The 11,493-nt window shown below is 62.3% G+C and carries 12 protein-coding genes and 1 pseudogene; 7 read left to right on the top strand and 6 right to left on the bottom strand.

The features are described 5' to 3' along the window. Positions 1-113 precede the first annotated feature (113 nt). Positions 114-1,538: a zinc ribbon domain-containing protein gene (locus AUR66_RS10410; protein WP_058572365.1), complete on the top strand. Its 1,425-nt coding sequence runs from the start codon at positions 114-116 to the stop codon at positions 1,536-1,538. Between the two features lie 23 nt (positions 1,539-1,561). Here the strand turns inward: AUR66_RS10410 and AUR66_RS10405 are convergent, their stop codons facing one another. Then, complete coding sequence (locus tag AUR66_RS10405; protein WP_058572364.1) at positions 1,562-2,707, bottom strand: thiolase family protein; 1,146 nt, start codon at positions 2,705-2,707, stop codon at positions 1,562-1,564. A gap of 85 nt (positions 2,708-2,792) precedes the next feature. Here AUR66_RS10405 and AUR66_RS10400 point away from each other — a divergent pair, with 85 nt between their 5' ends. Both AUR66_RS10400 and AUR66_RS10395 read left to right on the top strand, forming a co-directional pair. Next, positions 2,793-3,677 (top strand): 3-hydroxyacyl-CoA dehydrogenase family protein, encoded by an 885-nt coding sequence (locus tag AUR66_RS10400; protein WP_058572363.1) that lies wholly within the window; start codon positions 2,793-2,795, stop codon positions 3,675-3,677. After that, on the top strand, positions 3,674-4,486 hold the full coding sequence (locus tag AUR66_RS10395) for an enoyl-CoA hydratase/isomerase family protein (RefSeq protein ID WP_058572362.1): 813 nt from the start codon (positions 3,674-3,676) through the stop codon (positions 4,484-4,486). Before AUR66_RS10400 ends, AUR66_RS10395 begins: the two co-directional genes overlap by 4 nt. 729 nt (positions 4,487-5,215) lie before the next feature. On the opposite strand, the gene AUR66_RS10390 is transcribed toward AUR66_RS10395, so the two are convergent. Then, complete coding sequence (locus AUR66_RS10390; RefSeq protein ID WP_058572361.1) at positions 5,216-5,980, bottom strand: IclR family transcriptional regulator; 765 nt, start codon at positions 5,978-5,980, stop codon at positions 5,216-5,218. A 122-nt stretch (positions 5,981-6,102) separates the two neighbouring features. Between AUR66_RS10390 and AUR66_RS10385 the strand changes: the two genes are divergently transcribed. The 3 genes from AUR66_RS10385 (at position 6,103) to AUR66_RS10375 (ending at position 9,147) form a co-directional block, all read left to right on the top strand. Next, entirely contained in the window at positions 6,103-6,423 is a 321-nt protein-coding gene (locus AUR66_RS10385; RefSeq protein ID WP_058572360.1) for an EthD domain-containing protein, read from the top strand. A 7-nt stretch (positions 6,424-6,430) separates the two neighbouring features. Continuing rightward, positions 6,431-8,125, top strand: coding sequence for a thiamine pyrophosphate-binding protein (locus AUR66_RS10380; RefSeq protein WP_058572359.1), 1,695 nt, complete (start codon positions 6,431-6,433; stop codon positions 8,123-8,125). 77 nt (positions 8,126-8,202) lie between these two features. Continuing rightward, a complete protein-coding gene (locus AUR66_RS10375; protein ID WP_058572358.1) occupies positions 8,203-9,147 on the top strand; it encodes an NAD-dependent epimerase/dehydratase family protein in 945 nt (314 codons plus the stop codon). 9 nt (positions 9,148-9,156) lie between these two features. Here AUR66_RS10375 and AUR66_RS10370 read toward each other — a convergent pair whose 3' ends face one another. From AUR66_RS10370 to AUR66_RS10355, 4 genes are all read right to left on the bottom strand, one after another. Then, positions 9,157-9,348 (bottom strand): hypothetical protein, encoded by a 192-nt coding sequence (locus AUR66_RS10370; RefSeq protein WP_058572357.1) that lies wholly within the window; start codon positions 9,346-9,348, stop codon positions 9,157-9,159. 95 nt (positions 9,349-9,443) lie between these two features. Further along, complete coding sequence (locus AUR66_RS10365; RefSeq protein ID WP_058572356.1) at positions 9,444-9,815, bottom strand: cupin domain-containing protein; 372 nt, start codon at positions 9,813-9,815, stop codon at positions 9,444-9,446. A 62-nt stretch (positions 9,816-9,877) separates the two neighbouring features. Further along, on the bottom strand, positions 9,878-10,471 hold the full coding sequence (locus AUR66_RS10360) for an HD domain-containing protein (protein ID WP_058572355.1): 594 nt from the start codon (positions 10,469-10,471) through the stop codon (positions 9,878-9,880). 7 nt (positions 10,472-10,478) lie between these two features. Next, a complete protein-coding gene (locus AUR66_RS10355) occupies positions 10,479-11,201 on the bottom strand; it encodes an EthD domain-containing protein (protein ID WP_058572354.1) in 723 nt (240 codons plus the stop codon). A gap of 156 nt (positions 11,202-11,357) precedes the next feature. On the opposite strand from AUR66_RS10355, the pseudogene AUR66_RS21205 reads away from it, so the two are divergent. Beyond that, positions 11,358-11,493, top strand: a pseudogene (locus tag AUR66_RS21205) (aminopeptidase P family protein); the annotation flags it as partial.

Genomic DNA, 11,493 nt, shown 5'->3' with positions numbered 1-11,493 from the left:
CTCACCGGCCACGCCGACGACCGACAGGTGTCGGGCGCGAAGGTCGGTCTTACCCACAACGTTGGTGGTTCGGGCGGTGCTGCAGTCGTTCACGTCCTCGAAGGAGGTGTGTTATGAACGGCATCGCCGGCGTGGGCGCGTACGTCCCTCGACTGTTCCTGCCCGCAGACGCCTACCGCGAGGCGTGGGGCAAAGGCGGTGCCGCAGGTGTCGAACGCGTGGCCGTCGCAGACGCCGACGAAGACACGCTGACGATGGCTACCGAGGCAGGACGGCGTGCGCTCGCGGCCGCAGATATCGACGCAGGCAAACTCGAACACCTCGCATTCGCGACGACGGCCCCACCGGCCGACGAAGAAGAAGCGACCGTTCGTCTCGCGTCGCTCCTCGGCGTCACGCCGACTGCGACGACGCGGCAGTACGGCGGCGGAACCAGCGCAGGCGCAGTTGCGCTCGCCGCCACGCTCGACGTCTCGGGACCTGCACTGGTCGTCGTCTCCGACGCCCCGCAAGGCGCACCCGAGAGCGACGAGGGCGCTGGTGCGGGTGCCGGCGCAGCAGGAGTCGTCCTCACCGAAGACGGACCACTCACCGTCGACAGCGTGGGTGAATACAGTGACCCGTATCCGGGGAGCCGGTTCCGCCAGCGCGGGGAGGCCGAAACAGCGTCTATCGGCATCACGCAGTACGAACGCGACGCGTTCACGTCGGCAGTCGCTGGCGCAGTCGACGCCCTCGATACCGACGTCTCCGACGTCGATGCTGCCGCGCTCACGTCGCCCGATGGGAAACTCCCGTACCGCGCTGCAGGTGCCGTCGGTGTCTCGACGACGCAAATCCACGCGGGAACCATCGTCTCGCAGACTGGCGACACTGGCGCAGCAGGACCATTCCTTGGCCTCGCGTCCGCCCTCGAAGACGGGGCAGAGTCGATACTCCTCGTCGGATGGGGCGGCGGTGCGGGTGCGACTGCACTCTCGCTCTCGGCAACGGGAGACACGCCAGTCGACGCAGTGCTCGACGGCGACAGCGAACTCTCGTACGCCGAGGCATTGCGCCGACGCGGTACCATCACCGGTGAGGAACCCGAGGGCGGCGGCGCGTACGTGAGTGTGCCGACGTGGCGACAGACGATTCCGCAACGCCACAGACTGGTCGCGGGACGCTGCCGCGAGTGCGACTCGCTCGCGTTCCCGCCTGAAGGAGCGTGCGCAGCGTGCGGGTCGCTCGAAGGCTACGATGAGACGGTCCTCTCGGGCGAGGGCACTGTCGAGGCAGCGACAGCAATCGGACAGGGAGGTGCGCCGCCCGAGTTCGTCGAACAACAGCAACGCTCCGGGTCGTTCGGCGTCGCCATCGTCGCGTTCGACGGCCCGGACGGTGAAGAGTCCGTGAGCGTCCCTGCACAAGTTGTCCACTCGCCTGCTGGAACGCCGACCATCGGTGACCGCGTCGTCGCAGTGCCACGCCGTATCTACGAGCAAGAGAGCGTCGTCCGATACGGATTCAAAGTGGTCCCGACTGCAGCACAGCGCTGACGCTCGCCCCCGGCACTCCTCTTTCAGACTCGTTCGAACACTGTCGCGACACCCTGTCCGAACCCGACACACATGGTCGCGAGGCCGTACCGACCGTCACGCCGGTCGAGTTCGTGCAAGAGTGTCGTCGCAATGCGTGCGCCCGAGCAACCGAGTGGGTGGCCGAGGGCGATTGCACCACCGTTGACGTTCAATTTGTCGTCGTCGATGCCGAGTTCTCGTTTGCAGTAGAGGCTCTGCGAGGCGAACGCCTCGTTGAGTTCGACGAGGTCCATCTCGTCGATTGTCAATCCTGCCTCGTCGAGTGCCGCGCGCGTCGCGGGGACCGGGCCGATACCCATGACTTCCGGGTCGACGCCGACGACTGCGCGGGAGACGACTCGTCCGAGAATAGGGAGGTCGTTTTCTTCGGCGTACCTCTCCGAGGTCACGAGGGCACCGGCCGCCCCGTCAGTCAGGGGTGACGCATTACCGGGCGTGACCGACGCGTCGTCGTCGTCCGCGAAGACCGTCGGGAGTGATTCGAGAACCTCCATCGACGTGTCTTCTCGCGGTCCTTCGTCGTGTTCGACGGTTCCATCTGGAGTCTCGACTGGGACGATTTCGTCGGCGAATCGGCCGGAGTCTCGGGCCGCGATTGCTCGCTCGTGTGAGCGGAGGGCGAACGCGTCCTGGTCGGCGCGGGAGACATCGTACCGTCGGGCAACCGTCTCTGCGGTCATGCCCATCGAGAGCGACCCACCGCCGTCGTATCGCTCTTTCAACGAGGGGTGAAGCCAATCGGAGAACGGCACACTGGACATGTGTTCGACCCCAGCAATCGGATACACGTCGCCATCACCAGCCTCGATTGCGCGTGCGGCGTCGTTCAGCGTCGTCAGCGACGACCCGCAGAGACGCGACAATGTCGCGCCGGGAATAGAGTCGGGAAAGCCACCAGCCAAGAGTGACTGCCGTGCGAGATTCCTGCCTTGTTCTGCTTCTTGATTCGCACACCCGAGTCGGAAGTCGACCCACTCCTCGGGTTCGACGCCGGTTCGGTCGGAGAGTGCGTCCAGAATCGAGATGACGAGGTCTTCGGGGTGTAGGTCGGCGAACCCGCCGCCCTTCTTGGCTTGCGGCGTTCGCACTGCGTCGACGACGACTGCTCGCTCTATGGAACCGCTCATACGCAGTGGTGTGACACCATCCGTCTTGAATCTTCGTCAGAAGAGAGGCAAACGATTATGATGGTTCCCGAATCCTGTTTGCATAATGCACGTTAGTGTACTCGGCGCTGGGACCATGGGCCACGGCATCGCACAGGTGTCTGCCATGGCCGGCCACGAGGTAACCATGCGAGATATCGAAGACGAGTACGTCCAGAACGGTCTGGACGCCATCGAGCGGAACCTTCAGGGCGGCGTCGACCGGGACAAGGTGACGCCTACCGAGATGTCGGAGACACTCGAACGTATCTCTGGAACCACCTCACTCGAAGCGGCCGTCACGGGTGCAGACCTCGTCGTCGAAGCCGTTCCCGAGGATATGGACCTAAAACAAGACACCGTCAGTGAAGTGGAGTCTCTCGTCGGCGACGACACCATCATCGCGTCGAACACGTCGTCGCTCTCCGTGACGGAGATTATGAGCGCGCTCGACGACCCCGGACGCGGTATCGGCCTCCACTTCTTCAACCCCGTCCACATCATGGCCCTCGTGGAAGTCGTGGTCGCCGAACAGACCGACACAGACACGCTCGAATTCGCCACGGAGTACGTCGAAGGCATCGACAAGACTGTCGTCGAAGTCGGCGACTCGCCCGGCTTTGCCTCCTCGCGCCTCGGTGTCGCCCTCGGCGTCGAAGCGATGCGGATGGTCCAGGAGGGCGTCGCCTCACCGCGTGACATCGACGCGTCGATGGAACTCGGCTACAACCACCCGATGGGACCCGTCGAACTGGGTGACGTGGTCGGCCTCGACGTTCGACTTGGCATCCTCGAATACCTCCGCGAAGAACTCGGCGAGCGATTCCGTCCGCCGCAGATTCTCAAGCGGAAGGTGCGTGCCGGCAAACTCGGGAAGAAGACCGGCGAAGGGTTCTACGTCTGGGAAGACGGCGAAATCGTCGGTGTGAGTGAGGACGTGATGAGCAGATGAGCGACGTCGAAGCAGTCGCCGCGGAGTGCGAGACGGTAGACGTGGCTGTCGACGACAGAGTCGAAGGCGTCGTCACCGTCACGATGAACCGCCCCGACGCACGAAACGCGCTCAACGCGACCCTTCGTGCGGAACTCAAGCGCGTCCTCGACGCCGTCGAAGACAGTTCCGCGCGCGTCGTCGTCCTGACTGGCGCAGACGAAGCAAAAGCGTTCGTCGCGGGTGCCGACGTGAAAGAACTCAGAGAACGAGACATGCTCGAACAACGTGAGGCGAGCAAACGCCCCCGCGTGTACGAGTACGTCGACGACCTGAAGCAACCAGTCATCGCCCGCATCAACGGGCACGCTCTCGGTGGCGGATGCGAGTTGATACAGGCGTGTGACGTTCGTATCGCCCACGAACGCGCGAAGATAGGACAACCAGAGATAAACCTCGGAATCATGCCCGGCGGGGGCGGAACCCAGCGACTCGCCCGCCTCGTCGGCGAAGGGCACGCGATGCGACTCATCCTCACCGGGGAACTCATCTCCGCAGACGAAGCCGCCGATATCGGTCTCGTAGACGAAGTATACGGCGACGAGGAGTTCGACGAACGCGTGTACGAACTCGCCGAGATGATGGCGACGAAGAGTCCCGTCGCCCTCGAATTCGCCAAGAAAGCGGTCAAGGCCGCCTCGCGGATGGACCTCGAGCAGGGAATCGAGTACGAAGCAGAACTGTTCTCTCAACTCTTCGGCGGGCCAGACAAGAACGAAGGCATCGACGCGTTCTTCGAGGACCGAGAACCCGAGTGGCACGAGCGCTGACGTTCGAGTAGTTCGAACGGTTTCAGACGTCCTGATTTTGGTACGAACGTACGGATTTCTGGCCTCGTTGGAGAATCTTCCCGGAGAGAGGCGAATTTTCGTCGTGTATTTCGCACACAATGGGAATTTGACCCGTGTGGGTCGCTCGAACCGCTAGACCTACGTTCCACTCTTTCGAACGTCTGTCCGCAAAAATAGAACGTACGTGCGAATCGATAGAACGTCTGTTCGATAGAGTGACACTGTGAATCGACGAGAGGCGAGTCTCCAACGAGTCGTATTGTCGTTCCAACCCACTCCGCACCGAACTCCCTCGAGAGAGACTGAAACGTGCGTTCTCTCGTTTTCCAGCATAGTCGAGCAGGCGACCTGAGGGGTACCGAGGTTCGATGGACGAGTTGCACAGGAATCAATTACATTCGTACGATAGTAACATTCCCGAGACCAAGACTGTCGGTACTCGTTCGTCTCCATTACATCAGTATGTATGTAATCACCCAGCATATTTTGGGGGGGTTCTGCCCACATTCATCACGATTGTTTCAGACACTTGTGTTCGAATAGTTCGAACACAGAGAATCGGCCGCTAACGTCGTGAATTCGCGGAAGTGAGACAGCGTGACAACGTATGGCTACACGACACGGTGGAATTCTCCGACGACGACTGTTCGAGCTATTCGAACTGCTGTTCGACAGAGTGAGTGCGTCGAGAAGGTACGGCCCGGTCGGTCAGGAGAAGTTGAGGTTGATTTCGACTTCGTTCGCCGCGCCGAGGAGGAGGTTTGCCAAGTCGACAGTCAACCGTTCTCCCTTGAGTCGGTTCGACGGACCAGAGATACTGATTGCACCGACTGGATAGCCGTCTTGGTCGGTGACGACGACACCGACGGCGTGGAGTTTCGGGACGATTTCCTCGCGGTTGAGTGCGAACCCTCGGTCACGAATCGTCTGCAACTCCTCGAAGAGTTCGTCGGTGTCAGTAATCGTGTGAGAAGTCTTCGCTGGGAGGCCATGCTGGTCGACGATGGCCTCGACACGTTCGTCGGGGAACGCCGAGAGGATGGCTTTACCGGCGGCGAGTTGGTGGAGGTACGAGCACGTCCCCTCTCTCGCAGGTGTCCGAACTGAGTGCTTGCCCGCCGCACCGTAGAGGTGGAATCCTCGGCCCTGCTCTTCCGTGACACACCACACTTTCTCACCGGTCTCTTCGGCGAGTTCGTCGACTTTCGGTTTCGCGACTTCGTAGAATTGGTGCTGGTTGCGCGCGTAGATGCCGAAGTCGAGGAGGCGAAGGCCGACACGATACCCACCCTCGTCCGGGACGGCGAACCCTTCCTGTTCGAGAGTCTTCAGGTGTCGGTGCACAGTGCTCTTCGCCAACCCGAGTTCGGAGGCGAGTTTCGTCGGTCCGAGTGGTCCTCGTTCTTTGAGGCGTTCGAGGATGGCGAAAGACGTCGTCGCCGTCTTCACCGGACGGCGTTGTTCGTCAGTCATCGTATGTCGTCTGTTCTCACCATGCATAAATGTGTTCGAACCCTTCGAACGCATGTTCATTTAGTTCGAACACGGTGGGCGGCGATAGAGCAAAGTACCCCCCAGTGAGATACCAGACGTGCATGATTAAATTGGTCAATCTCGTGGTCCGCAAGCCGGACTACTCGCACGAGGAGTTCGTCGAGCGCTGGACCGGGTCGCACGCCGAACTCGCGAAGGACCTGCCCGGACTCGTGAAGTACGCAACCAGTCTCCCGACGAGTCCAGAACGGTCCGAGTACGACGGCATCGTCGAACTCTACTTCGAGGACATGGACGCACTGAAGGCGGCGTTCAGTTCCGAAATCGGAGAGCGTGTGAACGCCGACGCCGCCGAGTTCATCGACATGGAGCAGGGACCGACCCTCTACGTCGACGAGACGACCCAACTGGACAGGACGTGAGCGACCGATGGACACCAGCGAGCGACTCGTCGAGAGTCTGGAACGACTCGGTGTAGAACGGGTCTTCGGGTATCCCGGTGGTCGGGTCATCGAACTGTTCGACGACCTTCCGGAGTCGACCATCGAACTCGTCCGGCCACGAGACGAGCGAGAAGCGAGCGTCATGGCGGAGATGCACGGTCGATTGACCGGCACGCCGGGCGTCCTCGCCGGGCAGGGCCCGTGGATTGGGAGTCTCGGCCTCATCGGACAGATGGAAGCGCGCCTCGCGTCGTCGCCGATGGTCGCGATAACCGAAGCCTCGGAGCGCGGCAACTACTCCACTATCGCGCCGTATCAGCAATCGCGCGGCGACTACGGTGGCCTCGACCTGCCGAAGATTCTCGACGCTGTCACCAAGGAACACTGGTTCCCGCGGACGCCGACAGAGACGATTCGAAGTCTGCAACTCGCGTTCAAACACGCGGTTGCCGGTCGCCCGGGGCCGACTGCGGTCATCCTCGATGGCGACGCAGTCACCGACGAGTACCCAGACGACGTCCTCCCGCCGGTCTGGGACGAAGAAACCCAGACACGGATGTGGAAGGCCGCCCCGACGGCGCGCGACGTTGCCGCGGCAGTCGAAGCACTCGAAGCGGCCGAGCGCCCGGTCATCATCTCCGGAAACGGCGTCCACGCCTCCGGGGCGTACGACGAGTTGCAAGACGTTGCCGACGCGTACGAGGCGGCAGTCGTGACTTCGTACCTCGGGAAGTCGACGTTCCCCGAGACGCACCGCCTCGCCGGCGGCGTCATCGGGTCGTTCGGCCACGAGGGAGCGAACCAACTCGTCAGCGACGCAGACGTGTTGCTCGTCGTCGGATGCCGGATGAATCCGATGGACACCAACTGGCAGTCTCCCGACTTCATCCGTCCCGACGAACAGACCATCATCCACGCCGACATCGACCCCCGAAACGCTGGGTGGGTCTACCCCGCCGACGTTGGCCTCATCGGCGACGCCGCGGAGTCACTCCGCGAACTCGCCGCCTCCGGTGGCAACGACAACGACTGGGCAGCAGACCGCGCCGAATCGGCCAAGTCCTCCTTCCACGCACCCGAGTGCGACTCCGACGCCGCGCCGATTCTCCCGCAACGAGCAGTCAAAGAAATCGAGCGTGTCGTCGACGAGGACACCATCGTCACGGCCGACTCGGGGAACAACCGATTCTGGCTCCTCAACTACCTCCAGGTTCCCGCCGTCCAGACCTACTACGGGTCCGGTGGCGTCGGCGGGATGGGGTGGGCGACACCTGCTGCCGTCTCGGCAGCACTCGCCACGGACAAGCACGTCATCGGCGTCGCGGGCGACGGCGGGTTCGCCATGACGATGACCAGCGTCGAGACTGCTGTCGAACACGGCGTCGCGCCGACGTTCGTCGTCCTCAACGACACCAGTCTCGGGATGGTTCGCCAGATGCAACACGGCCCCGACGACATCTCCGGCGTCGAGTTCCACGACACGGACTTCACGAGAGTCGCCGAGGCGTTCGGCGCGGAGGGCGTCCGTGTCGAGACACCGGGTGAACTCGGTGACGCACTCGCCGACGCGAGAGGAAGCGACGTACCGACGGTCATCGACGTTCGCATCGACCGCGAACCCGATATGGCCGAGACGCTCCAATCGTCGTTCTACGCCGAGGTCGGCGGCCTCCACGAGTAACCCCGGAGAATAACCCTCACGGAAACACTTTTCTGATACGCAATGAGAGGTACGATAGCATGTCATCATCGACCGTGATGGTCACCGGCGGAACCGGCTTCATCGGTTCGTACGTCGCACGAGACCTCGTAGAGGAAGGACACGACGTCGTCGCGTACGACCTCTCGACCGACCCTCGCATCCTGGAGAAACTGGGCATCGCCGACGACGTGACGATACGACGCGGCGACGTAACCGACCCGACCGACGTGGTTCGGGCAGTCAAAGAGACGGGGACGACGCACATCATCCACCTCGCCGCACTCTTGACGACGACTACACGGCAGAACCCGCGCGCCGCCCTCGACGTGAACGTGATGGGGACGAACAACATCTTCGAGGCCGCTCGGGCACTCCCCGACCAAGTCGAGCGCGTGGCGTGGGCTTCTTCCGCGGCGGTCTACGCCCCACCGACCAACTACGGCGACGACTTCGTCACCGAATCTGACCTCGTCTATCCGGACACCCTCTACGGCGCGACCAAAGAGTACAACGAGCACCAAGCGCGCGTCTATCACGAGGACTTCGGCGTCTCACACGTCGCTATCCGACCGACCGTCGCCTACGGCCCCTACCGTGAGACAGGCGGGTCGGCGTTCCTCGCCAACATCATCGAGAAACCCGCGCTAGGTGAACCGTTCAGCGTCGAGTACGGCGACCAAGTCATCGACTGGCAACACGTCCGCGACATCGCGCAGGCGTTCCGGAAGGCCGCGTTCACGCCCGACGAAGACCTGACGCAACGCGTCTACAACGTCCGCGGTGAACTCGCCACCATCCGCGAGGCCGCCGAGATGGTCGAACAAATCGTCCCGGACGCAGACCTCACCGTCTCCGACGAGGGCGAACTCCCGTGGACCCAGCGCCTCGACATGACGAAGGCCCAAGAAGACCTCGGGTACGACCCCGAATACGACCTCGAAACCGGGTTCCGCGACTACATCAACGTCCTTCGAGAAGAAAGCGGGCTGGACCCCGTCTAGGCGTCTAGGTCAATTGTCGGTCGTCGGCGCCTCGTCGAGGAGGTCACGGATATCGTCGGCTGACAGGAGGTCCACGAGGCTCTCACCTTCGTCGTACCGCGCGCGTTCGTCGGCCGTGAGATACCGGTCTACGTCACGGTCCGAGAGCAGTTCTTCGAGTCGTTCGTCGAGGTCGTCTGGGTCGTAGCCGGGGATGACCATACACTCGTGTATGCTGCCTGTTACCTTATAGCTCAGTGATGGGCGAACGCGGGCGGGCCAGTTCGCCCCACACCAGAGAAGAAGCCGTCGTTCGCTCAGTCGACGACGACACCGTCGTCTTTCGTGTTCGGTGCGCCGACGATGAACACCTCACCCGCGTCGAGGCAGGTGAGTTGGCGGACTTCGTCGGGTGAGACCACGACCACGTCACCGGATTCGAGTGTGAGCGTCTCCGTCTCGTCTCCCTCGTCGTCGGAGAACGCCATCTCGAACCGCCCCGAGAGCACGTGATAGAGTTCTTCTTGTTCTTCCTGGTAGTGTTTGGTACTCTGCTCGCCAGGTTCGAACACCCAGACCGACGGACGCATCTGCTTCGGCCGGAGTTCGTAACCGACGGCGCGAACTCGTCCGTCCGCGATGGTATTTTCGTGCAGTTCGAGGTCGGAAAGGTTGACACGGTCGTACATCGTCCCGAAGTGGACCGGGTGAAACGTAAATGTGTAGGTGCCTCTGGGGTGTTCTGGTCGCGTTACTGCGTCTGTGAGTACTGTTCGACCCACTCTTGCAGGCTGATGCCCATGGTCGCCTGCGTAATCGCGTTCGAGGAAGCCGAGTTCGCGCTCTTGACGAGTTCCGACTCGAGCGTTCGCGTCGGTATCTCGCCGATGAAGTGCGGAATGGCACGTTGGACGGCGAGCGGACACCCGACTTCGTGTGCGAGGGCGTACCCGGACAGTGAGTGCGGAACTTCCTGTGTCGCGTACTCGGGGTCGGGCGAATCCAGCGTCTCCTCGTCGACGAAATCGACGTACTCGTAGCACTTTCCGACGTCGTGGAGGAGGCACGCCGCGACGACGACGTCGAAGTCGGGGTCGGCGCCGTGGAAGTCACGCTGTTCTTCTGCCGCGCGGAGTGCGATACGGGTCACACCGCGAACGTGCTCCACGTTGGTCACCTCGTGGATGTTCCACGCGTAGGGGATGTCGTCGATATCTCGCCACCCGCCGCGTTCGAGACCGAGACACCACGCTTCGACGACGCTCTCGCGGAGGTCCGCGTCCTCGATGTCGTCGAGTTCTGGGTAAGCGGATTCGACCTGTTCTCGATAGTCGATGGCGCTCATCTGTCCATCACTCACCCGTCACGTCTTTCTGGACCGTCTCCTGTCCGACGAACCGGGGTCGGTCTTCGAGCGAGAGGAAGTTGTCCACGTCCTCGCGCGGTGCCTTGGCTTTCGGGTGGTCGGGGTCGTAGTCCCGCGACGACTCGTGGCCGAGACCCGCGCGAAGCGCATCGAGGCTCTCGAAGTAGAGTTCTGCGACGCCGTCGAACTCGGCGTTCTCGGGGTCCGTCGGAACGACACGGGCGTAGCGGACGACGCCCGGAATCTCCCGTGCGAGCGGAACGTGTTCGTTGGCCCAGTGGTCGAGGAACTCTTCGTGAGTCATGCCGTCTTTTCGGACGAGGAACGCGGAGTGCTTGTAGAGACCCGTCGTGTCGCCATCGGTCTCGTCTTTCTCGACGAACTCCTCGCCGATGAGTCGCGGGCGTCGTTCGATGTCGAGGAAGTTGTCGACGTCTTCTCTCGCTTCCTTGGCTTTCCCCTGCGCCGGGTCGTAGTCGCGCGACCCTTCGCTGCCGAGTGCGTCGTGCAGTGCGTCGAGGTCGTCGAAGTAGAGTTCCGCGAGGCCGTCGAACTCGGCGACGTCGGGTTCGACCGGGAGGACCGTCTGATAGCGGACGACGCCCTCTATCTCGCGCGCAATCGGCGTGTGGTTGTTTTGCCAATACTCGACGAACTCGTCGTGGCTCATCCCCTGCTGGCGGACAAGCAAAGCTATGTGCTTGTACATGCGTACACCTTGCGGTCCACGTATAGTGCTATAAATCATGAGGTATGCTCGCGTGCCGCGGTGGGCGAGAGAACTCGGCAATGTCTCCGCCTTCTCCAACAATTTAATATGATGTTCGTGTCTGTTACACGCATGCCTTTCCACGAGCGGGAGTTCATGAGTGGAACCCGCGGCACGATGGCCGTCGACTGGGAACAACGAATAGACGTGAAACGGATGCGCGAAGAGCGCAAAGAGCGCGCCTTAGAACGCATGCGCGACGCCGGACTCGGCAGCATGCTCCTCATCGACG

The organism is Haloferax profundi (genome assembly GCF_001469865.1).
In the GTDB taxonomy this organism is placed as follows: Archaea; Halobacteriota; Halobacteria; order Halobacteriales; family Haloferacaceae; genus Haloferax; species Haloferax profundi.
This window is presented reverse-complemented; position numbering and strand designations above follow the sequence as displayed.